The organism is Streptomyces sp. NK08204, assembly GCF_020400585.1.
In the GTDB taxonomy this organism is placed as follows: domain Bacteria; phylum Actinomycetota; class Actinomycetes; order Streptomycetales; family Streptomycetaceae; genus Streptomyces.
Genome location: NZ_JAINVF010000013.1, coordinates 171,015 through 192,375 on the forward strand (window position 1 = coordinate 171,015; position 21,361 = coordinate 192,375).

General features: G+C 71.3%; 21 protein-coding genes. 12 read left to right on the forward strand and 9 right to left on the reverse strand.

All coding sequences use genetic code 11. From position 1 onward, the window contains the following. Positions 1–132: 132 nt before the first annotated feature. The 4 genes from K7G59_RS21160 to K7G59_RS21170 all read left to right on the forward strand — a co-directional run bounded on the left by K7G59_RS21160 (position 133) and on the right by K7G59_RS21170 (position 2,545). On the forward strand, positions 133–1,380 hold the full coding sequence (locus tag K7G59_RS21160; protein ID WP_225836499.1) for a CynX/NimT family MFS transporter: 1,248 nt from the start codon (positions 133–135) through the stop codon (positions 1,378–1,380). Positions 1,381–1,432: 52 nt separating this feature from the next. Beyond that, positions 1,433–1,549, forward strand: a complete 117-nt coding sequence (locus K7G59_RS34755; RefSeq protein ID WP_263976568.1) for an SGM_5486 family transporter-associated protein — start codon at positions 1,433–1,435, stop codon at positions 1,547–1,549. Between the two features lie 183 nt (positions 1,550–1,732). Beyond that, a complete protein-coding gene (locus tag K7G59_RS21165; protein ID WP_225836501.1) occupies positions 1,733–1,939 on the forward strand; it encodes a hypothetical protein in 207 nt (68 codons plus the stop codon). Between the two features lie 87 nt (positions 1,940–2,026). After that, positions 2,027–2,545 carry a histidine phosphatase family protein gene (locus tag K7G59_RS21170; RefSeq protein WP_225836507.1) on the forward strand — a complete coding sequence of 173 codons (519 nt, stop codon included), beginning with the start codon at positions 2,027–2,029 and terminating at the stop codon, positions 2,543–2,545. A gap of 198 nt (positions 2,546–2,743) precedes the next feature. Here K7G59_RS21170 and serB read toward each other — a convergent pair whose 3' ends face one another. Next, complete coding sequence (gene serB, locus K7G59_RS21175) at positions 2,744–3,967, reverse strand: phosphoserine phosphatase SerB (protein ID WP_225836547.1); 1,224 nt, start codon at positions 3,965–3,967, stop codon at positions 2,744–2,746. A gap of 880 nt (positions 3,968–4,847) precedes the next feature. Further along, positions 4,848–5,816: a streptophobe family protein gene (locus K7G59_RS35400; RefSeq protein ID WP_374114257.1), complete on the reverse strand. Its 969-nt coding sequence runs from the start codon at positions 5,814–5,816 to the stop codon at positions 4,848–4,850. A gap of 248 nt (positions 5,817–6,064) precedes the next feature. Here K7G59_RS35400 and K7G59_RS21185 point away from each other — a divergent pair, with 248 nt between their 5' ends. Then, positions 6,065–8,614 (forward strand): FHA domain-containing protein, encoded by a 2,550-nt coding sequence (locus tag K7G59_RS21185; protein WP_225836549.1) that lies wholly within the window; start codon positions 6,065–6,067, stop codon positions 8,612–8,614. A gap of 79 nt (positions 8,615–8,693) precedes the next feature. On the opposite strand, the gene K7G59_RS21190 is transcribed toward K7G59_RS21185, so the two are convergent. The 3 genes from K7G59_RS21190 to K7G59_RS21200 all read right to left on the reverse strand — a co-directional run bounded on the left by K7G59_RS21190 (position 8,694) and on the right by K7G59_RS21200 (position 11,582). Beyond that, on the reverse strand, positions 8,694–9,494 hold the full coding sequence (locus K7G59_RS21190) for a transglycosylase SLT domain-containing protein (RefSeq protein WP_225836508.1): 801 nt from the start codon (positions 9,492–9,494) through the stop codon (positions 8,694–8,696). 319 nt (positions 9,495–9,813) lie between these two features. After that, entirely contained in the window at positions 9,814–10,887 is a 1,074-nt protein-coding gene (locus K7G59_RS21195; RefSeq protein WP_225836509.1) for an S-adenosylmethionine:tRNA ribosyltransferase-isomerase, read from the reverse strand. After that, positions 10,878–11,582 (reverse strand): SDR family oxidoreductase, encoded by a 705-nt coding sequence (locus K7G59_RS21200; RefSeq protein WP_225836510.1) that lies wholly within the window; start codon positions 11,580–11,582, stop codon positions 10,878–10,880. Before K7G59_RS21200 ends, K7G59_RS21195 begins: the two co-directional genes overlap by 10 nt. Positions 11,583–11,821: 239 nt before the next feature. Here K7G59_RS21200 and K7G59_RS21205 point away from each other — a divergent pair, with 239 nt between their 5' ends. Together K7G59_RS21205 and K7G59_RS21210 are read left to right on the forward strand one after the other, a co-directional pair. Beyond that, entirely contained in the window at positions 11,822–12,991 is a 1,170-nt protein-coding gene (locus tag K7G59_RS21205; protein WP_225836511.1) for a GAF domain-containing sensor histidine kinase, read from the forward strand. Further along, positions 12,984–13,625 (forward strand): response regulator transcription factor, encoded by a 642-nt coding sequence (locus K7G59_RS21210; protein ID WP_225836513.1) that lies wholly within the window; start codon positions 12,984–12,986, stop codon positions 13,623–13,625. Before K7G59_RS21205 ends, K7G59_RS21210 begins: the two co-directional genes overlap by 8 nt. A gap of 144 nt (positions 13,626–13,769) precedes the next feature. Here K7G59_RS21210 and K7G59_RS21215 read toward each other — a convergent pair whose 3' ends face one another. Next, positions 13,770–14,558, reverse strand: a complete 789-nt coding sequence (locus tag K7G59_RS21215) for a hypothetical protein (RefSeq protein WP_225836516.1) — start codon at positions 14,556–14,558, stop codon at positions 13,770–13,772. A gap of 149 nt (positions 14,559–14,707) precedes the next feature. Here K7G59_RS21215 and K7G59_RS21220 point away from each other — a divergent pair, with 149 nt between their 5' ends. The 4 genes from K7G59_RS21220 (at position 14,708) to lipB (ending at position 18,098) form a co-directional block, all read left to right on the forward strand. Beyond that, the gene (locus K7G59_RS21220) at positions 14,708–15,499 is read left to right on the forward strand and encodes an ABC transporter ATP-binding protein (RefSeq protein WP_225836518.1); all 792 of its coding nucleotides are present in this window, start codon (positions 14,708–14,710) and stop codon (positions 15,497–15,499) included. 331 nt (positions 15,500–15,830) lie between these two features. After that, positions 15,831–16,262, forward strand: coding sequence for an NfeD family protein (locus K7G59_RS21225; RefSeq protein WP_225836520.1), 432 nt, complete (start codon positions 15,831–15,833; stop codon positions 16,260–16,262). A 112-nt stretch (positions 16,263–16,374) separates the two neighbouring features. Then, the gene (locus K7G59_RS21230) at positions 16,375–17,325 is read left to right on the forward strand and encodes an SPFH domain-containing protein (RefSeq protein ID WP_225836522.1); all 951 of its coding nucleotides are present in this window, start codon (positions 16,375–16,377) and stop codon (positions 17,323–17,325) included. A gap of 116 nt (positions 17,326–17,441) precedes the next feature. Further along, positions 17,442–18,098 carry a lipoyl(octanoyl) transferase LipB gene (gene lipB, locus K7G59_RS21235; protein WP_225836524.1) on the forward strand — a complete coding sequence of 219 codons (657 nt, stop codon included), beginning with the start codon at positions 17,442–17,444 and terminating at the stop codon, positions 18,096–18,098. A gap of 94 nt (positions 18,099–18,192) precedes the next feature. Here the strand turns inward: lipB and K7G59_RS21240 are convergent, their stop codons facing one another. The 3 genes from K7G59_RS21240 to K7G59_RS21250 form a co-directional block, all read right to left on the reverse strand. Continuing rightward, positions 18,193–18,699 (reverse strand): HNH endonuclease, encoded by a 507-nt coding sequence (locus K7G59_RS21240; RefSeq protein WP_225836526.1) that lies wholly within the window; start codon positions 18,697–18,699, stop codon positions 18,193–18,195. Positions 18,700–18,880: 181 nt separating this feature from the next. Then, a complete protein-coding gene (locus tag K7G59_RS21245) occupies positions 18,881–19,420 on the reverse strand; it encodes a YbhB/YbcL family Raf kinase inhibitor-like protein (RefSeq protein ID WP_225836528.1) in 540 nt (179 codons plus the stop codon). Between the two features lie 44 nt (positions 19,421–19,464). After that, a complete protein-coding gene (locus K7G59_RS21250; protein WP_225836530.1) occupies positions 19,465–20,247 on the reverse strand; it encodes a sporulation protein in 783 nt (260 codons plus the stop codon). Between the two features lie 141 nt (positions 20,248–20,388). Here K7G59_RS21250 and K7G59_RS21255 point away from each other — a divergent pair, with 141 nt between their 5' ends. Next, entirely contained in the window at positions 20,389–21,060 is a 672-nt protein-coding gene (locus K7G59_RS21255) for a DNA-3-methyladenine glycosylase (protein WP_225836532.1), read from the forward strand. Positions 21,061–21,361: the final 301 nt, after the last annotated feature.

Consider the following 21,361-nt stretch of genomic DNA (forward strand, 5'->3'; position numbering starts at 1 on the left):
GGGAACTCGGAAGACCGGCAGACGGAAAACGATCGTCAGACACAAGACGATCGTCAGACACAAGACGATCGTCAGACGCAAGACGATCGTCAGACGCAAGACGACCGGGAGGCGGGAGACCGGGCAGCTGGGGTGCAGGCGGCGAAGGCGCGGACGACGGCCCCCACGCACGCGTGGGCGGCACGTCTGGTCGTCGCCGGCATCGTGCTGGCCGCGCTGAATCTGCGCCCCGCCATCACGAGCCTCGGCGCGCTCCTCGAAGAGGTCCGCGACGGGCTCGGCATGAGCGGCAGCGTGGCCGGTCTGCTCACCTCAGTGCCCCCGCTCTGCTTCGCCCTCTTCGGCGCCACCGCCCCCCGCCTGGCCCGTCGCTTCGGCCCGGCAGCCGTCCTGTGCGCCGGTATGGGCGCCGTCGCCGCGGGCCTGCTGATACGTCCCTACGCCGGAAGCGCGGCCGGGTTCCTCGCCGCCACGGCGCTGGCGCTGATGGGCATCGCCGTCAGCAACGTGCTGATGCCGGTCGTCGTCAAGCGCTGGTTCCCGGAGAAGGTCGGTCCCATGACCGGCCTGTACTCGATGGCCCTCGCCACCGGGACCTCTCTCGCCGCCGCGGCCACCGTGCCCATGACCGACGCGCTGGGCGGCGGCTGGCGGGCAGGACTCGCCGTGTGGGGCGCGCTCGCGGTCGCCGCGGTACTGCCGTGGCTGCCGCTGGTACGGGACCGGGGCACGGCTCCCGCCCCCGTCCACGCGCCGGTGCACCCCGGCGGCGAGCGGGACCGGCGGGCCCCCTTGCGCCTCACCCGCAGCCGGACCGCGTGGGCGCTCGCCGTCTTCTTCGGCCTCCAGGCAACCGGCGCCTACGTCACCATGGGCTGGATGGCGCAGATCTTCCGGGACGCCGGGGTCCCGGCGGGTACGGCAGGACTGCTGCTCGCCGTCACCATGGTGATGGGCGTGCCGCTGGCCTTCGTCATTCCGCGCCTGGCCACCCGGCTGCCCCACCAGGGCCCGATCGCGCTGGCCCTGGGCGTGTGCGGCCTGGCCGGATACGCCGGCCTGTACGTCGCGCCGGTCGCCGGCGCCTGGGTCTGGGCCCTGCTGCTCGGCGTCTCCAACTGCGCCTTCCCGCTCGCCCTGACGATGGTCGGCATGCGGGCGAGCAGCGGGCCGGGCGTGGCTCAGCTCTCCGCGTTCGCGCAGAGCACCGGCTACCTGATCTCCATTCCCGGCCCGCTGCTGGTGGGCGTGCTCTACCAGCACAGCGGCGGCTGGGGGCTGCCCATCGCCCTCATGGCGGGGCTGATGGTGCCGCAGATGGCGGTGGGCTTCCTGGCCGGCCGGAACCGCACGGTGGAGGACGAGGCGGCGACACGCTGACCGCCCGACCCCGACGGACACGGCGCGGGCGAAGGGTGCGAGACTGGGCGGCATGCCCGTGCTCGACCCGAACCCGCAGAACAGCCAGAAGAAGATGCTGCTCGTCTTCGGCGCGTTCCTGGCCATCTTCGTGATCATCGCCGTCATCGCGACGCTCGCGTCACCGTGACCCCGCCGGCCGCCTCAGCGGTGGATGGTGGGGCTGGCCCCCCATCCCCTAGGGGGCCAGGCTCAGGGTCAAGTGGGTGGATGTCCGGATGGGTTGGCGGCCCCGTCTTCCGTAGCTTCGAGTGGTGACCGCGCCAGGCGGTCACGGCGGTCACGGACCACTCGAAGACGCACGGAGGCGACCATGCCGGCCCCCACCCACTCCCGCCCCCACCCGGCGACCACGGGCGGCGTCGACATCCGGCTGCCCTGGTGGGCCCTCGCCCTGCCCGCGCTCGCCTTCGTCGCACTGCTCGCGCTGATACTGAACCCGTCGGACGCCCACGCGGCGAGCGGCGACCCGGCGATGACCCACCTCGTCGAGCGCGCGCAGCGGCTCCTCACGCGCTGATCCCCAGCTGACGCGTGCCTCGCCGGGGGTGAATCCGCATGTCAACTCCCAGCGCCGCATGGCCTGTTTCATGCGAAGCTGGGTCCCATGAGCGTCGCAGAACCCCGCAGGATCGTCCTTTTCCGGCATGCGAAAGCCGACTGGCCCCCGGTGTCCGATCATGAGCGCCCGCTCGCCGAGCGGGGCCGGACGGACGCCGCGGTCGCCGGACGCAGGCTGGCCGACACCGGTATCACCTTCGACCTGGCCCTGTGCTCCACCGCGACCCGGACCCGAGAGACCTGGAAGCTCGCCGTCCACGAACTGGCCCACCGGCCGAAGACCATCTACGAGGAGCGGGTCTACGAGGCCTCGCCCGGCGAGCTGATCGCCGTGCTCAACGAAGTCCCCGACGACGTGCGGAACGTGATCCTGATCGGCCACAACCCGGGCGTGCACGGTCTTGCCGACATCCTGGCCGGAGCGGCCGAGGGCGACGCCCGCGCGCGGATGAACGGCCGCGGCTTCCCCGCCGCCGCGTTCGCGCTGCTGTCCTTCGACGGCCCCTGGAAGAGCCTGGAGCCGCACGTGGCCACGCTCGCGGCCTACTGGGCGCCATCCGAGTGACCGCGGACACGCCCTGACCGGCGGACCAGGCGGCACGCCCTGACCGGGGGCACGCCCTGACCCGGGAGTCGGCCTGACCGCGGACTTCCTGACCGTGGACACGGCTCGGCCATGGCAGGAGGGCCCGGCATCACCGCGGTGGCGCGGTGATGCCGGGCCCTCATCGATCCGGGGCACCGGGCGGGGCGCGACGCCCGCTCAGGTCTCGTCGTGCGTGTCCGCCGCCTCGACCTCTTCACGGGTGATGCCGAGCAGATACAGCACCGTGTCCAGGAAGGGGAAGTTCACCGCCGTGTGCGCGGCCTCGCGGACGACCGGCTTGGCATTGAAGGCGACGCCCAGACCGGCCGCGTTCAGCATGTCCAGGTCGTTGGCGCCGTCGCCGATCGCGACCGTCTGCGACAGCGGCACCCCGGCCTCCGCGGCGAACCGGCGCAGCAGCCGCGCCTTGCCCGCCCGGTCCACGATCTCCCCGGTGACCCGGCCGGTCAGCTTGCCGTCGACGACCTCCAGCGTGTTGGCCTGCGCGAAGTCCAGCCCGAGCCGCTCCTTCAGATCGTCGGTGACCTGCGTGAACCCACCGGAGACGACTCCCACCTGGTAGCCCAGCCGCTTCAGTGTGCGGATCAGGGTGCGCGCGCCCGGTGTCAGGCGCACCTCGGTGCGGACCTTGTCCACCACCGAGGCGTCCAGCCCGTTCAGCAGCGCCACGCGTGCGTGCAGCGACTGCTCGAAGTCCAGCTCACCGCGCATCGCCGCCGCCGTCACCTCGGCGACCTTGTCCTCACAGCCGGCGTGCGCCGCGAACAGCTCGATGACCTCGTCCTGGATGAGGGTGGAGTCCACGTCCATGACCACCAGCCGCTGGGCGCGCCGGTGCAGGCCGGCCGAGACGACCGCGATGTCGACACCCAGTGCCGCCGCGTCGGACGCGAGGGCCGTGCGCAGCGGCTCGGTCTCCACGCCGGAGACGGCGAACTCCACCGCCGTCACGGGGTACTTGGCGAGCCGGAAAATACGGTCGATGTTGCCGCCGGCCTTGGCGATGCGGGTGGCGATGGCGGCCGTCGACTCGGCGGTGAGCGGATGACCGAGGACGGTCACAAGCGAGCGCCCATGACCGCGCGGCCGGTTGTCGCCGTGCCCGGAGATGATCTCCGCCTGCATCTTCATCGACTCGGCCCAGCTGTGCACGGTCGCCCGCAGGTCACCCTCGAGGCCGTCCGGGGGCTCGGTCACCAGGGCGCACAGCACCAGGCGGCCCCGGGTCACGACCTGCTCGATGTCGACCACGTCGACGAAGTAGGCGGCCAGGGTCTCGAACAGGCCGGCCGTGATGCCCGGCCTGTCCTTGCCGAAGATCTTGACGAGGAGAGTGGGGGCCTCGGCGGTCTGCGAAGCGGCGGTCTGCGAATCGCTCATGGTGTCACCACCGTATCCGGCACCCAGTGCCTCGTGCCGCGGAGGTCCGCCTGACGGACACGGAACAGTGGATGTCGGTCCGGCGTCGGGAATCTTTCCACCCGGCGACGAGTCGGCTCGGTGCCCGGCCGGGCGGCCTGTCAGGCACGAGGGTGCCACGCCGGCCGCGAATGCTCCACCGCGCCGGCCGTCGGCCGGGTCGTCCCCGGACTCGTACAGGTCCCCGCCGGAAGGCGGCGGCTCGTCCCGCGGTGCTTTCGCTGCCTGCGGCTCCTGCGCTGCGCGCGGCTCCTTGCGCACGCGCAGTTCCCCCGGCACCCGCAGGTACGGATTCGTGGCGGGGTGGGCGGCCGGTAGGGCCTGTCCGGCGTGTACGGGCCGGGCCCCCCGCGACGCCCCCTCCGCGGCGCCCCCCGTGGCGGCCCGGCCCGCGACGGCGTCGTCCCTGTCGTCCCTGCCTGCCCCGCCCGCACCGCTGCCGCCCACGGGGCGAGCAGCGCCCCCGTCGTCCCGGCCCCCGCGCCCCACGCCGCCCCCAGCAGCAGCGCCACGGTCAGGTGGCCGTGCGGGGCGATGCCCGCGCCGAAGGCGTCGAGGCCGAGTACGGACAGGGCCGAGGCCGAGTTCCGGCAGGGCGGCGTCCACCGGCACGTCCGCCGGCCGGGCGCGGAGGGGCAGGGCGAGCGCGGTCGCGGCGCCGAGCCGCAGCGCGAACCGCCTCGCGAAGGCCCCGGCGTCCCAGGGCGCCGGAACCGGTGTCCGTACCGCCGTCGGCACCCCGCCGGCAGCATCGGCAGCGCTGCCGCCACCCCCAGCAGTCACACCCGCCCGTCCGGTCCGGCCGGCCGGGCCAGTGTCACGGGCCGGCCGGAGTGCTCGTTCAGGAGCTGGTCCAGCGGATGGGGGAGCAGCGTGCCCGCGACGCCGGTGGCCCTGCCGGCCCAGGGCACGAACAGGCCGACCGGGTTGCGAGCCACACCCCGTTCGGGGCGCCGAGCAGTGCCGCGCCGACGACCCGCCGGGGTGCTCGTCGCCGATCGCCGCGTACGCCGCCGCCGCGAGCCCCGCGGCCACGGCCACGGCCATCAACGGCACCGTGACGAGCGCGGACACGGCCGGCCGCACCACCCGGTGCACGGCGTCCCCAGGCGGGCGGCAGCGGAGTGCGGCGGGAGGCGAGCGCCGCGATCAGCAGGACACCGGCCGACCGGCAGAGCCCGCCGAGCACACTGGGCGCGGTGTCGACCGTGGATCCCACCGCCGCCCTGGCATGGACCAGGTCACCGATCCGGTCCGGCAGCAGTCCCCCCACGTCACCGAGCCCGAGGATGTCCGGCCCGCCGCCCCTGCCGCCGGGCAGCGCGCCGGGCCCGGGTGCGCCGACGTCGATCGTGATGACGCCGTGACCTGCCCGGCCCGACCCGCCCGTCATCGCGGCGCAGAGCGCGACGACCGTGTCTGCACGCGCGAGGAGTTCGGCTGGTGCGGGCACAACTTCCGCCGCGCGCAGGGACCGTAGGAAGAACCAGGACAGCAGCAGGGCACCGACCAGGCTCACGCCGAGTGGCGTGATCTCGCTGGCGGTGTGCGCCTCGGCGGCGTTCGGCCCGAAAGCGGACGCATCGCCGGACGGGGAGACCGAACCGCCCGTCCCCAGGACCGCAACAGCCGCTGACATGGGGTCCGGTGAGCCCGCCGCGTAGGTCCCCAGCAGGTGCGGGCCGAGCGCCGCGGTGCCCGCCCCACCGATCAACGCCCGACTCACCGCGGCGATCGCGGACAGCCCGATGTCCGTCCAGGGCGGCGTCGTACCGCGCCGTGCGGTCCCGGCATCCGTGGCAGCGCTCATGGCAGACCCCCGGCCGGCACGATCCGTGTCGCGGCATCGGCCGCACATGTCCCCCTCGTGGTGGATCACCACGCTCCGGCCGGGTTTCCACCCCGTCGACAGGGCGAGTTGAAGCGTGCGCGGGAGCGCTGTGCAAGGCCCGACTTTCGGTCACGGTGCGGAGCCTGAAATAGTTCCCCACGATGTTCGACATCCCTAGACTCCCCGTCATGGGGGGTAACACGGGGGACAACTCAGTGGGGCGTGGAGTGCCGGAACTCGTACTGGAATCAAATGGACGGACCTGGACGCTGGACCCGTCCAGGCCCTACACCCTGGGACGTGATCCGCAGGGTGACATCGTCTTCGACGACGCCAGGGTCTCCTGGCGACACGCCACGGTCCACTTCAACGGCCGCAGTTGGGCCATCGAGGACCATGGCAGCACCAACGGTACGTTCGTTCAGGGCCAGCGGATCCAGCACATCGAGCTGGGCCCCGGCTCGTCGGTGAACCTGGGGAACGCGACCGACGGACCGCGTCTGAACCTCACCGCCGCCGCGGCGCCGGTCGGCCAGGCCCAGCAGCAGCCGCAGGCGGCGCCGTACGCCGCCCAGGGCGCGGGCGCCGGCTGGGCCCAGCAGGCGCCGCAGGCCGGATGGCAGCAGCCGCAGCAGCCGCAGCAGGCGCAGCAGCCGCCGGTGTTTCCGCACCAGCAGAACGGTCCGGCCGAGCAGTACGCGCAGAAGACGCCCGGTGGTGGCGCGGGGGCGCCGCCGGTCTACGGCGACCGCAGTCCGACCACGTTCCACCAGTTCTCCGCCGGCCGTGTGATGCGCATCGGCCGTGCCCTGGAGAACGAGCTGGTCGTCTCCGACCTCCAGGTCTCCCGGCACCACGCCGAGTTCCACTCGACGCCCGACGGCCGCTTCGAGATCCGCGACCTGGGCTCGCACAACGGCACCTACGTCAACGGTATGCCGATCGCCAAGGGCGGCTCGGCGCTGCTCGGCCCGAACGACATCGTCGGCGTCGGTCACTCCACCTTCCGTATCGTCGGCGACCGCCTCGAGGAGTTCGTCGACACCGGTGAGGTCTCCTTCTCCGCGCGCCATCTGACGGTCACGGTCGACGGCGGCAAGCAGATCCTGAAGGACGTCTCCTTCGGCGTCCCGGAGAAGTCGCTGGTCGCGGTCATCGGCCCGTCGGGCTCCGGCAAGTCGACGCTGCTCAAGGCGCTCACCGGGTACCGGCCGGCCAACCAGGGCGAGGTCCTGTACGACAACCGCAACCTGTACAAGCAGTTCGCCGAGCTGCGCCAGCGCATCGGTCTGGTCCCGCAGGACGACATCCTGCACAAGGAGCTGAGCGTCAAGAAGGCGCTGAAGTACGCGGCCAAGCTGCGCTTCCCGGCCGACACCACCGCCAAGGAGCGCGACGCCCGCATCGAGGAGGTGCTGCGCGAGCTGAAGCTCGACGTCCACAAGGACAAGAAGGTCACCTCCCTCTCCGGTGGCCAGCGCAAGCGTGTCTCGGTGGCCCTGGAGCTGCTCACCAAACCGTCACTGATCTTCCTGGACGAGCCGACCTCCGGCCTCGACCCGGGCATGGACCGCGATGTCATGCAGCTGCTGAGGGGCCTGGCCGATGACGGCCGTACGGTCCTCGTCGTCACCCACTCGGTGGCCGAGCTGGCGCTGTGCGACAAGCTGCTGGTGATGGCGCCCGGCGGCGCGGTCGCGTACTTCGGCCCGCCGGAGGAGGCGCTGAACTTCTTCGGCTACGACACCTGGGCCGACGTCTTCTCCGCCTTCGAGAACTACCGCGACTACGACTGGGCGGGCCGCTGGAAGGGCTCGCAGCACTACCAGATGTACGCCGCCGACATCGACGCGCTCGCCCCGCAGCAGCAGACGTACACGCACCCGCCCCAGATGATCAAGCCGCCCAAGCCGCAGGCATGGGGCTCGCAGCTGATGACGCTGATCCGGCGCTATGTGTCGGTCATCGTCTCGGACAAGGGCTTCCTCGCACTGACGGTGGTGCTGCCGGCGGTGCTCGGCGCGGTCAGCCTGCTGATCGACCACAAGAAGGGCCTGCTGGTCAACGCGGCGATCAACCCGCGCACCCACGCCCACGTACCGAACGGCACGGCGACCACGGTGCTGCTGATCCTCGCGGTCGGCGCCTGCTTCGCCGGCGCGGCGAACTCGGTGCGTGAGCTGATCAAGGAACGGGTGATCTACGAGCGGGAGCGGGCGACGGGCCTGTCCCGGTCGGCGTACCTGATGTCCAAGGTGGTCGTCCTCGGCGTCGTCACGGTGCTGCAGGGCCTGATGGTCGGCCTCATCGGCTTCTCCAGCCGTGAGATCCCCGACCAGGGGCTCGTCCTCGGCGGATCGACGCTGTTCGAACTGTGCCTGCCGATCATGGCGCTCGGCTTCACCTCGATGATGTTCGGCCTGGTGATCTCCTCGCTGGTGAAGACCGCCGAGAAGACGATGCCGCTGCTGGTGATGTTCGCGATCATCCAGGTCGTGTTCACCGGCTGCCTGTTCACCCTGCACGGCACGCTCGGCGTCAACGAGTTCTCCTACCTGATGCCGTCGCGCTGGGCGGTGGCCGCCGCGGGCACCACACTGGACTTCAACAACATCGCCCCGAACACCGACGACCCGGGCAGCACCGACCCGTTGTGGGACCACCAGGCCTCGGCCTGGGGCATGGACATGGTCGCCCTGATCGCGATCGGCGTGATCTGCGGCTTCTTCGTGGCCCGCTTCCTGCGCCGCCACGAGCCCGAGGTCATGCGGAAGTAACCGAACCCGGACGCCGCGAAGGGCGGCACCCCTGTGGGGGTGCCGCCCTTCCGCGCTGTGTCAGAGGTCCGCGCCGGCCTCAGTACGCGCTGTTGACGTTGTCGATCGAGCCGTACCTGTCGGCCGCGTAGTTGGCGGCGGCGGTGATGTTGGCGACCGGGTCGTAGATGTTCCACGAGGTGCCGGCGACGTGGTACGCGTTGAAGGTCGGCGGGATGACCTGCAGCAGCCCCTTGGACGGGATGCCGTTGATCGCGTTGATGTCCCAGTTGTTGATGGCCATCGGGTTGCCCGAGGACTCCCGCATGATGTTGCGGTGCAGGCCGTTGTAGCTGCCCGGGATGCCCTTGCTGTGCATGATGTCCAGGGCGTGGCGGATCCAGCCGTCGAGGTTGTTCGTGTAGCTCTGCACGGCGGCCGACTGCACCTGGGGGCGCTGCGCGGAGCGGCTCGCGGCGGCCTTGAGGGCGCGCGCCTGCGCGGCCTTCCTGACGGCCTCGGCGGCGGCCTTCTGCTTGGCGAGCACGGCGGCTGCCTCGGCCTTCTGCTTGGCGAGGGCGGCGGCGACCACGGCCTTCTGCTTGGCGGCGAAGGTGTCGAGCTTGATCGTCTCGGTGGCGAGCTGGTCGGTGACCGTGCCCTTGACGTTCTGCAGCGAGGTGGTGACGCCGGCGACCTGGGTGGTCGTGGCCGGGGCGCTGGTGGCGACGGCGACCGGGGCAGTCTTGACCGGGGCGCCGGTGGCGATGGTCTCGGCGTTGCTGGGGGTGGCCGAGAAGGCGAGGGCGGCGGTACCGAGGGCGGCGACACCCGCGATGGCGGCCTTGTGGTGCTTGGTCAGCGTACGACTATGACCACGGGTGAGGATGTTCTTGGGCATGGCTGATGGACCTCTTCGATAGCGCGGAGGTCGCTCTGCGTCCGCCGGGGGAATCGGCTCCTCCCACACGAACGCCGCGATGGAGACCGCGGCGCTGAGCGACGGAGCAATTCTTAGCTGGAGCAAAATCCCATGGCAAAGGTGTGACCTACGATCCTCGATAGTGGATAGCGTAGGGGCAAAACGGGACAGATTGGAGCATCTGTCCCGTTCATCTCGGGGGTGTTTCACTCCTATGCCCGCTAGTACGTGATGTGCACCCTATGCGCGGGGTCACATCACGGACCCGGAGGTCTCACCATGGGTTGCCGTTGCAACGCTATCTGTGAGGGTCCTTCTCCGGGAGGACGAGATGGACGTCCCCGAACTCGTGCCACAGGTAGCGCCCACCCAGCGCCTCCTGGTAGGCCCGGTCGACCGCGGCCCGCCCCGCCACCGCCTCCAGCATCAGCAGATGCGAGGCCTCGGGCTCGTGCAGCCCGGTCAGCAGCCCGTCGACCACCCGCACCCCGCGCTCGGGCGTGACAACCAGATCCGTCCACCCCTCGGCCGCCCGCACCACCCCGTCCGGCCCGGCCGCCGACTCCACCGCCCGCACGGCCGTCGTCCCGACGGCGATCACCCTTCCGCCTCCCGCACCGCCCGCGTTGATCAGCCGCGCCGATGCCTCCGGCACCGCGAACCGCTCCGGACACGGCGGCTCGTGCGCCTCCGCCGAAGACACGCCCGTGTGCAGCGTGACCGGCGCGAACTGCACCCCGCGGCTCACCAGCTCCGCCACCAGCTCCGCCGTGAAGGGCCGCGCCGCGCTCGGCATCTCCGCGCTCCCCGACCCGTCGGGCGAGGGCAGCGCGAACACCGTCTGGTACACCGACAGCGGCTGGTCCCGCTCCGTATAGGAGTAGCGGATGGGCCGCCCGTGCTCCCGCAGCACCCGAAGGACGTCCGCCCCGGACACCCGGGCCCACCACAGCCGCTCCCCGCTCTCGCTCAGTGGCTCCTGGAGCACCAGCCGCGCCCCGCCCGGCAGCCGCACATCAGTCCCCGCGCGCACACCCGCGCGCATACCCGTATGCGCGCGGGTGGTGCCCCGCCCGTCCGGCTCCCGCAGCTCCACCGCCCAGCGCCCGTCGTCCCCGCGCGTGGAGAAGTGCACCACCACACGCGCGTACCCGATCCGCCCGTCCACCGCGGCGGCCAGCGTGGGCGAGGTGTTCACCACCAGCAGATCGCCGGCCCGCAGCAGCCGCGGCAGCTCACGGAACGCGTGGTGGGAAACCTCCGCCCCCCGCGACACCAGCAGCCGCACGGCGTCCCGGCCGGACCCCGGCCCCCGCTGCTCGGCCGGCACCCGCGCGGACAGCTCCGCCGGCACCCGCACCTTCACCGCCACGACGCCTCCAGCAGCGCCGCAGCGGTGTACCGGGCGCTCGCCGGACGCCTGTCCAGCAGCCGCAGGAAAGCCGGCGCGATCTCCTCGGGTGCCGGCGTGCCTGACAGGTCCTCGCCGGGCTCGGCGGCGGCCAGCATGTCCGTCCGCATGCCGCCCGGATCGACCCACCAGACCCGCAGCCCCGGTTCCTCCACCGCGAGCACGGCGGACAACTGGTCCACCGCCGCCTTCGTCGCCCCGTACGCGCCCCAGGTCCGGTAGGCCTCCACCGCCGCGTCCGAACTCACGTTGATCACGGCACCCGCGGGGGCCTCCCGCAGCAGCGGCAGCGCCTCCTGGAGCAGTCCCAGCGGAGCCACCACATTGGTCTCCAGTGCGGCCCGGAAACCGTCCAGCGGCTGGCCGGCCAAGGGGACCAGGGGCTCGGCTCCGAGGATCCCCGCGTTGTTCACCACCAGGTCCGCACCGCCCAGCTCGCGCGCCGCCGCGACCAGCTCGGCCCGGTGCCGGGCGTCCGTGACGTCGCCGGGCAGCGCCACCACCCGCGCGCCCTGCCCGCCGACCGCCTCCGCCGCCTCCTCGAGCGGCCCCGCACCCCGGGCGTCCAGCACCAGATCCCAGCCGCGCGCCGCCAGCGCCTCGGCGAGCGCACGCCCCAGGCCCTTCGAGGCCCCCGTGATGATCGCTACCGGCATGACAACCGTCCCCTCGTCGCTCACCGCCTCCTGTCCGGGCGGTGATCCCAACGTAGGAACGGCACCCCACGGCCCACCTCGGACGCGGGCCGGAAACCGGCGGGCCCTTCGGCGTACGCCGCACGCCCGGGGCCGCAGGGGGCCCGGGGACCTACGACATCTGCCCTAGGACCACGGACCCGGTCCCCGTCGTCACAGGTCCGATCCGCACTGTCACTGCCCGCCGGTACCGTGAGGACATGAGTCAAGGTCCCCGGTCCGGCCTCGCCGCGGTCAGTTCCGCGCTGCTGGCCATGAGCAGGCACCTGGAGGTGCGCGACGTCCTCAAGACGATCGTCGCCTCCGCCCGAGAACTGCTCGACGCGCAGTACGCCGCCCTCGGCGTCCCCGACGACCACGGAGGCTTCGCCCAGTTCGTCGTGGACGGCGTCAGCGACGCCCAGTGGAAGGCCATCGGCCCGCTGCCGCGCCAGCACGGCATCCTCGCCGCGATGCTGCACGACGCCAGGCCCCAGCGTCTCGCCGACGTGCGCCGGGACCCGCGCTTCGAGGGCTGGCCGGACGCCCACCCCGACATGGCCGACTTCCTGGGCGTACCCATCGGCGACGGCGACGAGGTCATCGGGGCCCTGTTCCTGGCCAACAAAGAGTGTCCCGCGGCGGCAAGCCCCGCGCGCCCGCAGAGCGAAGGCATCTGCGGCTTCACCGAGGAGGACGAGGAACTGCTCTCCATCCTCGCCCAGCACGCAGCGATCGCGCTCACCAACGCCCGCCTCTACGAGCGCAGCCGCGAGCTGACCATCGCCGAGGAACGCTCCCGGCTGGCCCATGAACTGCACGACGCGGTCAGCCAGAAGCTCTTCTCCCTGCGGCTGACCGCCCAGGCGGCGACCGCGCTGATCGACCGCGACCCGGCCCGCGCCAAGGAGGAGCTGCACCAGGTCGCGGTGCTCGCCGCCGAGGCGTCCGACGAACTGCGCGCCGCCGTCGTGGAGTTGCGCCCCGCCGCCCTCGACGAGGACGGCCTGATCGCCACGCTGCGCACGCAGATCCAGGTCCTCGACCGCGCCCACACCGCGCGCGTGACCTTCACCAGCACCGGCTTCCGCGCCCTGCCCGCCGCGCAGGAAGAAGCCATGCTCAGGGTCGCCCAGGAGGCCCTGCACAATGCCCTGCGCCACTCCGGTGCCGAGCACGTCGACGTGAGCGTGCAGCGGCGTGGCTGCGGAGCCGTCCTGCGCGTCACCGACAACGGCAGCGGCTTCGACCCCAGGCCCGTCCGCCGTGCCGGACGCCACCTGGGCCTGGTCTCCATGCGGGACCGGGCGAGCGGGGTCGGCGGCAGGCTCACCGTGGAATCGGCGCCCGGCAAGGGCACCACGATCGAGATGGAGGTCCCCGGTGGCTGACGCAATCAGAGTGCTGCTCGTCGACGACCACCAGGTCGTCCGCCGCGGCCTGCGCACCTTCCTGGAGGTGCAGGACGACATCGAGGTCGTCGGTGAGGCCGCCGACGGCGCCGACGGCGTCGCCCGCGCCGAGGAGTTGCGCCCCGACGTCGTCCTCATGGACGTCAAGATGCCGGGCCTGGACGGCATCGACGCCCTGCGCAGGCTCCGCGAACTCGACAACCCCGCGCGCGTGCTGATCGTCACCAGCTTCACCGAGCAGCGCACGGTCGTCCCGGCGCTGCGCGCGGGCGCCGCCGGGTACGTCTACAAGGACGTGGACCCCGACGCGCTCGCCGGCGCCATCCGCTCCGTGCACGCGGGGCACGTCCTGCTCCAGTCGGAGATTGCCGGTGCCCTGCTCTCCCAGGAGGAGGTCACCTCCGGCCAGGGCAGGGGCGGCTCGCTCACCGAGCGGGAACGCGAGGTGCTGGGACTGATAGCGGACGGCCGCTCCAACCGGGAGATCGCCCGCGCCCTGGTGCTGTCCGAGAAGACGGTCAAGACGCACGTGTCCAACATCCTGATGAAGCTCGACCTCGCCGACCGCACCCAGGCCGCCCTGTGGGCCGTACGGCATGGAGTGACCGGCTGACGGCGGGCGGGCTGACGGCGGGCGGGCTGACGGCGGTGGGTCGAAGGCGACCGGTCGGAGCGGGGGTCCGTACCGTCGCGGGACCGTCGCCCGTCTCGAACGCCGGGCGGTAGGTTCAGCCCGTCCGGCGTTCGAGGACGAGGCTCACCGCACTCCCCGCTCCCGCTCCTCCACAACGGAGTTGTACGCGGCGACCTGCGCCCGCCGAGCCGTCCGCTCAACCGGCCGCAGCGCCTCGGACCGAGCCGCGATCTCGGCCGAGCTGACGGCACCGCCGTGCCCGTTGCCGTACGCCAGCGAGATCAGCAGCCCGACCCGCTGCGCCAGCTGCAACACCCGCACCGCACGCGGCGGATACCCCGGCGCCAGCACATCCCGGCCCGGCTCGGCCCGCGCCCGGTACGCGTCGATCGCGGCCTCCGCCACCGGCCCGGACCCGGCGACGTCCAGCTTCGAGAGCACCTCGGTCGCCTCGCGCAGCGCCTCCGCCAGCTCCCGCTCCGCCTCGCCCAGCGAGGGCACGTCCGCGGGCGGCGCCTCCCGCACCGGCAGCACATGCCACACCACCTCGGCATGCACATCACCCTCGGGCCCGGCCTCGTACACCTCCGGCACCAGCCCGACAGCGGCACCGAAGCAGATCACCGCCTCCGCGGCGTCCATCGCCCGCGCGTTGAACTCCGGCGGCCCGCTCAACCCCAGCGGATGACCTGGCGCGGGGAGCGCGACCCGCAGGCCGGACACCCCCAGCGTGCGCAGCCGCCCCAGCGCGAGCGTGAGCCCGACCGGCGCGGACTCACCCGGCAGCCCTTCCACCCGGTGCATCGCGTCCTCGCCCACGATGGCGAGCGCGGCGTCATCCGGAGAGACAAATCCGGCCAGAAGGGCATTTCCCCAAGCGGCAAGGCGTCCTGAACGCGGTTCCGAGAGCATGCCCTCACCCTAAGGACCGGACCGATGGAATGGAGCGGCGCACCAGTGGCGTAGATTTCATGAGGGCCGCGCCCACCGGCGCGGCGCACCGAGCCACAGGGTTACGCGACGCCGACACCGGCCACACTGCAAGGGGAGACAACGCGCTCATGAGCGATGTTCTGGAGCTTCAGGACGTATCCGTCGTCCGCGAGGGCCGGGCTCTGGTGGACCAGGTCTCGTGGTCGGTGAAGGAGGGCGAGCGCTGGGTCATCCTCGGCCCCAACGGCGCCGGCAAGACCACTCTCCTGAACGTCGCCTCCAGCTACCTCTTCCCCAGCAAGGGCACCGCCACAATCCTCGGTGACACCCTCGGCAAGGTCGACGTCTTCGAGCTGCGCCCCCGTATCGGTGTGGCCGGCATCGCCATGGCCGAGAAGCTCCCCAAGCGCCAGACCGTCCTGGAGACCGTGCTCACCGCCGCCTACGGCATGACGGCCCACTGGCAGGAGGAGTACGACGAGGTCGACGAGCAGCGCGCCCGCGCCTTCCTCGACCGCCTCGGCATGAGCGACTACCTCGAGCGCCGTTTCGGCACCCTCTCCGAGGGCGAGCGCAAGCGCACCCTCATCGCCCGCGCCCTGATGACCGACCCCGAGCTGCTCCTGCTGGACGAGCCCGCCGCCGGACTCGACCTCGGCGGTCGCGAGGACCTGGTGCGCCGCCTCGGCCGACTGGCCCGCGACCCCATCGCCCCATCGATGATCATGGTCACCCACCACGTCGAGGAGATCGCCCCCGGCTTCACCCACGTCCTCCTGATCCGCCAGGGCAAGGTCCTCGCCGCCGGTCCGATCGAGCTGGAGCTCACCTCCCGCAACCTCTCCCGCTGCTTCGGCCTCCCGCTCGTCGTCGAGCAGGTCGGCGACCGCTGGACCGCCCAGGGCCTTCCGCTGTCCTGACCCTGCCCGATCCGGTCCGCTCCCGGCCCTCGGGGTCCGCTCCGGGCTCTCTCGAGGCCCGGCCCCGACCTCTCGGGGCGGCTCCGGGCTCTCTCGGGGTCCGGTTCCGATGCTCTCGGGGCTCGCTCCCGACCTTCTCCCGGTCCGGTCCTGGCGATCTCCCGGTCCGGTTGTCCCGATGCCTCCCGGACCTTCTCCCGGTCCGGATGTCCCAACGCCCCCCCGGACCGTCTCCTCGGCCTGCCCGGCCCCCTCGTGGGCCTGCCCCGACCCTTTTCCGCTCCCCTTCGCGCCCTGTCCGCCGCCCGACCCACGGCCCTACCATGACCATGTGAGCGACATAGACGCATGGGTGTGGTGGCTCGTCGGCGCGGCGGCGCTCGGTATCCCGCTCGTGGTCACTGCCATGCCGGAGTTCGGCATGTTCGCGGTGGGCGCCGTCGCAGCCGCGGTCGTCGCCGGCCTCGGCTTCGACGCCGTGATCCAGGTACTCGCCTTCGTCATCGTCTCGGTCGCCCTCATCGCCGTCGTCCGTCCCATCGCGGTCCGGCACGGCCGGCAACGCCCCCAACTCGCCACCGGCGTGGACGCGCTGAAGGGCAGGCAAGCCGTCGTGCTGGAGCGCGTCGACGGCACCGGCGGCCGTATCAAACTCGCCGGAGAAGTCTGGTCGGCACGTGCCCTCGACAGCGGCCGCGCCTACGAAGTGGGCCAGGAGGTGGACGTCGTGGACATCGAGGGGGCCACCGCCATCGTCATCTGAGCCATCCGGCCTGCGAGTTGGGCGGCGGTCTGACAGACTCGACCAGCAAGATCTTCAACAGCCATAAGATCTGCCGAAGGCGCCGAGGCGGAGAAGGGTACGGGGAACGACGATGGAACCGGTCATCATCGTCCTGATCATTCTGGTGGTGTTGGTCTTCATCGCCCTGATCAAGACGATCCAGGTCATCCCGCAGGCCAGTGCTGCCATCGTGGAGCGCTTCGGCCGTTACACGCGGACACTGAACGCGGGACTGAACATCGTGGTGCCGTTCATCGACACCATCCGCAACCGCATCGACCTGCGGGAACAGGTCGTACCGTTCCCGCCCCAGCCTGTGATCACCCAGGACAACCTGGTCGTCAACATCGACACGGTCATCTACTACCAGGTCACCGACGCGCGGGCCGCCACCTACGAGGTCGCCAGCTACATCCAGGCGATCGAGCAGCTCACCGTCACCACCCTGCGCAACATCATCGGCGGCATGGACCTGGAACGCACCCTGACCTCCCGCGAGGAGATCAACGCGGCCCTGCGCGGCGTCCTGGACGAGGCCACCGGCAAGTGGGGCATCCGCGTCAACCGCGTCGAACTGAAGGCCATCGAGCCGCCCACCTCCATCCAGGACTCGATGGAGAAGCAGATGCGCGCCGACCGTGACAAGCGCGCCGCCATCCTCACCGCCGAAGGTACGCGCCAGGCCGCCATCCTCACCGCCGAGGGCGAGAAGCAGTCCCAGATCCTGCGGGCCGAGGGTGAGGCCAAGGCCGCCGCCCTGCGCGCCGAGGGCGAGGCCCAGGCCGTCCGTACCGTTTTCGAGGCCATCCACGCCGGAGACCCGGACCAGAAGCTCCTCAGCTACCAGTACCTCCAGATGCTCCCGAAGATCGCCGAGGGCGACGCCAACAAGCTCTGGATCGTCCCCAGCGAGATCGGTGACGCCCTCAAGGGCCTGTCGGGCGCGATGGGCAACTTCGGCCCGATGGGGGGCGGCTCGGGCGGCAACGGCAACGGCAACGGCGCGGGCGCGGAGCGCCGCGAGAAGCCGTCCATCGACTGAGCCCGCCCGGCTGCACAGACGACCCTTCGGCCCCGCGCTCCGCACCGGACGCGGGGCCGTGTCATGTCCCGGGCCCCGAGACGTGGTCTGAGACATATCGAGAAAGGAACAGAGCAGTGGAGCGCGTCGACTTGGGAGAGGTCCCCTATGAGGCGGCGCAGGCGGACATGGCCCGCTGGGTCGAGGAACGCAAGCAGGGCCGCGCCCCCAACAGGCTCTTCCTGCTGACCCACCCTCCGGTGATCACCTACACCGCGCGGACACCGGCCGGCCAACTCCCCGGCGCGGACTCACCGGTCAGCCTCGTCGCGACCGACCGCGGCGGCCACGCCACCTACCACGGCCCCGGCCAGCTCATCGGCTACCTCGTGCTCAACGTCCGCGAACTCGGACCCCGCGGCCTGATCCGCCGCGTCGAGCACGCCCTGATCGACGCGGCGGACACTCTCGGTCTCCCGGCGGTCCGCCGGGAGACCCCACGCGGAGCCGAGAGCCTCGTCGGTGTCTGGACCCCCGACCACCGCAAGCTCGCCTCGATCGGCATGCGCATCAGCGGCGGCGTCTCCAGCCACGGCTTCGCCCTGAACGTCGACTCCGACCTGAGCGTCTACACCACGTTCACGGCCTGCGCCCTGCCTGGTGTCCGGATGACGTCCCTCGCGGAACTCGCGGCCGAACGCGGACTGCCCACGCCCACCATGCCCCAGGTGCGCGACGCGGTCGCCGAAGCGGTCATCAGGCACCTGTCACCGACGATCGCCCCACACCCGTGAAGACGCGGGGCGGTGCCGAGACGCGGCTCCGTCTCCTGGGCGCGGCCGGCCGCGAAACAGCGGTAGCCGCCGAAGAACCGGTCCCGGCAGACGACTAGGCGGCGTCCCGGCCGAGCCACTCAGGAAGCGCGGCCAGGTTCTCCTGTCCCAGGGCCAAGAGCATCGCAGCCGCCGGAGTCGGCTCGAACGGCTGCCGCAGCAGCTCCATCCCCGCCTCCTGCGGAGTCCGGTTCGCCTTGCGGTGATTGTCCTCCGCGCACGCAGCCACCGTGTTCAGCCACGTGTCCTGGCCGCCCTGCGACCGCGGCACCACATGGTCCACGGTCGTCGCCCTGCTGCCGCAGTACGCGCACCGGTGCCGGTCCCGGACCAGCACCCCCCGCCTCGACCACGGTGCTTGTCTTCGGAAGGGCACCCGTACGTAGCGGCACAGCCTGATCACCCGGGGCGCGGGTATGTCCAGATCGGCGCCGCGCATCCGCAGTTCGGGATGGGACTGTTCGACGACGGCCTTGTCCTGCAGCACCAGGACGACGGCTCGGTTCAGGGTCACCGTCGACAGCGGCTCGAAACTCGCGTTCAGCACCAGCGTGTCACGCATCCAGCCCACCTCCCGTGGCACCTGCCCGCCCCCCGGCGGGCTCGGATCAACTCTGGACGGGCGCGCCGAGATGGACAACGCAATAAAAAATGCCCGCCTCTGATCACTTCCAAGACCAGAGACGGGCAAACGTTCCATGAACGCTGGGGCACTCAATGCTTCACATCGGCACTCGGCTCACTCAGCCCTCGGCGGGGTTCTCGTACTCACCGATCAGCTGCGCACGCGCGATGGTGTGGAACCGCAGGTTGAAGCCGACGACGGCCGGAGTGGCGTCCGCGTCCGGACCGAGCTTCGCCTGGTCCACGGCGTACACCGTGAAGACGTACCGGTGCGGGCCGTCCCCGGGCGGCGGAGCGGCACCGCCGAAGTCGTTCGTCCCGTAGTCGTTGCGCACCTGCACGGCACCTTCGGGCAGCCCTTCGAACTTGCCGCTGCCCGCACCCGCCGGCAACTCGGTCACCGTGGACGGGATGTCGAACACCACCCAGTGCCAGAACCCGCTGCCGGTCGGCGCGTCGGGGTCGTAGCAGGTCACGGCGAAGCTCTTGGTCTCCGCGGGGAATCCCTCCCACCGCAGATGCGGCGAGGTGTTGCCCTCCGCGTAGACCTGAGCGCTCCCCAGCGTCCGGCCCTCTTCGACGTCGTCGCTCGTCACCGTGAACGCCGGGACGGGCGGATGGAAATCGTGGGGGAGCGGTCGCCGCTTGAGCTCGGTCACCTCGGTACCTCCTGATCGATTCCTGGAAGCAGTGGCTCCCGAGCCTAGAACCAGTTGCGCTTGCTGCCGACCTCGGACAGCCACTGGTTGAGGTAAGCCGCCCAGTCGGTCCCGTGGAAGTCGTGCAGGCCCATCTGGAACGACCGGTACGTGTCCGAGCCCTCGCTGAACAGACCCGCCTTCTTGTCCATCTCCAGTACGACGTCCATGGCGTGCTCGTTGGCGACGAAGCTCAGCTCGACCTGGTTCAGTCCCCGGTACTGCGAGGGCGGGTAGAACTCGATCTCCTGGTAGAAGGGCAGCTGCTGACGCGTACCCCGGATGTGCCCGCGCTCCATGTCCGCGTTCTTGAAGCGGAAGCCCAGCTGGATGAACGCGTCCAGGATCGCCTTCTGTGCCGGCAGCGGGTGCACGTTGATCGGGTCCAGGTCGGTGGAGTCCACCGCGCGGGCGATCGCCAGCTCGGTCGCCACACCGATGTGCATCCCGCGCAGCGCCTGCCCGTCGATCATCGTGACCGGCGTCTCCCACGGGATCTCCAGGCCGAACGGCACCGCGTGCACCGCCCCGGCCTGCAGCTCGAAGGCACCACCGAGCCGCACCTTCGTGAACTCGATGTCCTGCTTGTACTCCTCGTCGCCGCTCTCCACCTCGACCCTGGCCTGCAGGCCGACGGACAGCCCCTCGATCGGCTGGTTCACGGAACCGCCCTGGATCCGCACCTCACCCTGCACGACACCACCCGGCACGACGTTGACCTCGGTCAGCACCGTCTCCACCGACGCGCCTCCGGCCCCGAGGCTCGCGAGCAGCTTCTTGAAGCCCATGACTCTCCCTTTACGAATGGATCCTCGCCCCGTACAAACGCGATCCGGCCCCGGCCGGTTCCGGTGCCGAGCCGCCCTGTCCGGAAGACCGGGCCCACTGGCCCACTGGCCCACTGGCCCACTGGACTACGCTCGGACGGCATGATCGCGTCCCCGGACCGTACGCCACTGCCCCGAGAGTTCTTCGACCGCCCCGTATTGGAGGTGGCCCCCGATCTCCTCGGCCGCATCCTGGTCCGGACGACCCCCGACGGCCACATCGCGGTCCGCCTCACCGAGGTCGAGGCGTACGACGGCCCGAACGACCCCGGCTCGCACGCCTATCGCGGTCGTACCGCGCGCAACGCGGTGATGTTCGGTCCGCCCGGACATGTGTACGTCTACTTCACCTACGGGATGTGGCACTGCATGAACGTCGTCTGCGGACCGGAGGGCAGGGCGAGCGCCGTCCTCCTTCGCGCGGGCGAGGTCGTCGAAGGCATAGAGCTGGCCCGCAGACGTCGAGTTTCGGCCCGGAACGACAAGGAACTGGCCAAGGGCCCGGCCCGCCTGGCCACGGCTCTGGAGGTCGATCGTGCCCTGGACGGCACGGACGCATGCGCCGCGGGCGAGACCCCGCTGCGGTTGCTGACCGGCACCCCCGTCGCTTCCGGCCAGGTGAGGAGCGGACCGCGCACCGGAGTCGCCGGCGAGGGCGGGGACGGTGCCGCCCATCCGTGGCGCTTCTGGGTCGGCGACGATCCGACGGTGAGCCCCTACCGGCCTCATGTACCGAGGCGCCGTGGGGTTGACGCGCCCCAGGGAGGTGCGTAATGTATTCCGAGCCGCTGGACCGGGTACGGTGATCACCTGCAGCCGGAGCGGACAACCCACTACTCAGCTACACACCCTCGACAGGGTCGATTTCAGTGCGCCTGTGCGCCCGAATTCGAACTCACGGGACTCGATTATGAGCCGCCGAGGGAATGAGCTAGCGTAGTGAATGTCGAAAGGCTGACGGGCGAAAGTCCAGAAGCTCAAGACAAACCCGCTGACTGGGAATCAGACGCCGAAAGGATCTGATAGAGTCGGAAACGCCGGAAAGGAAACCGCGAGAGCGGAAACCTGGAAAGCG

What these genes read in the sequence shown, in the direction of transcription:
- serB (WP_225836547.1), bottom strand. Translation starts at nt 3,967, where the DNA reads ATGAGCGATTCGCAGACCGCCGCTTCGCAGACCGCCGAGGCCCCCACT.
- K7G59_RS34755 (WP_263976568.1), top strand. Translation starts at nt 1,433, where the DNA reads ATGCCCGTGCTCGACCCGAACCCGCAGAACAGCCAGAAGAAGATGCTG.
- K7G59_RS21240 (WP_225836526.1), bottom strand. Translation starts at nt 18,699, where the DNA reads ATGCGTGACACGCTGGTGCTGAACGCGAGTTTCGAGCCGCTGTCGACG.
- K7G59_RS21205 (WP_225836511.1), top strand. Translation starts at nt 11,822, where the DNA reads ATGAGTCAAGGTCCCCGGTCCGGCCTCGCCGCGGTCAGTTCCGCGCTG.
- K7G59_RS21215 (WP_225836516.1), bottom strand. Translation starts at nt 14,558, where the DNA reads ATGCTCTCGGAACCGCGTTCAGGACGCCTTGCCGCTTGGGGAAATGCC.
- K7G59_RS21220 (WP_225836518.1), top strand. Translation starts at nt 14,708, where the DNA reads ATGAGCGATGTTCTGGAGCTTCAGGACGTATCCGTCGTCCGCGAGGGC.
- K7G59_RS35400 (WP_374114257.1), bottom strand. Translation starts at nt 5,816, where the DNA reads ATGAGCGCTGCCACGGATGCCGGGACCGCACGGCGCGGTACGACGCCG.
- K7G59_RS21170 (WP_225836507.1), top strand. Translation starts at nt 2,027, where the DNA reads ATGAGCGTCGCAGAACCCCGCAGGATCGTCCTTTTCCGGCATGCGAAA.
- K7G59_RS21190 (WP_225836508.1), bottom strand. Translation starts at nt 9,494, where the DNA reads ATGCCCAAGAACATCCTCACCCGTGGTCATAGTCGTACGCTGACCAAG.
- K7G59_RS21165 (WP_225836501.1), top strand. Translation starts at nt 1,733, where the DNA reads ATGCCGGCCCCCACCCACTCCCGCCCCCACCCGGCGACCACGGGCGGC.
- K7G59_RS21255 (WP_225836532.1), top strand. Translation starts at nt 20,389, where the DNA reads ATGATCGCGTCCCCGGACCGTACGCCACTGCCCCGAGAGTTCTTCGAC.
- K7G59_RS21230 (WP_225836522.1), top strand. Translation starts at nt 16,375, where the DNA reads ATGGAACCGGTCATCATCGTCCTGATCATTCTGGTGGTGTTGGTCTTC.
- K7G59_RS21250 (WP_225836530.1), bottom strand. Translation starts at nt 20,247, where the DNA reads ATGGGCTTCAAGAAGCTGCTCGCGAGCCTCGGGGCCGGAGGCGCGTCG.
- K7G59_RS21200 (WP_225836510.1), bottom strand. Translation starts at nt 11,582, where the DNA reads ATGCCGGTAGCGATCATCACGGGGGCCTCGAAGGGCCTGGGGCGTGCG.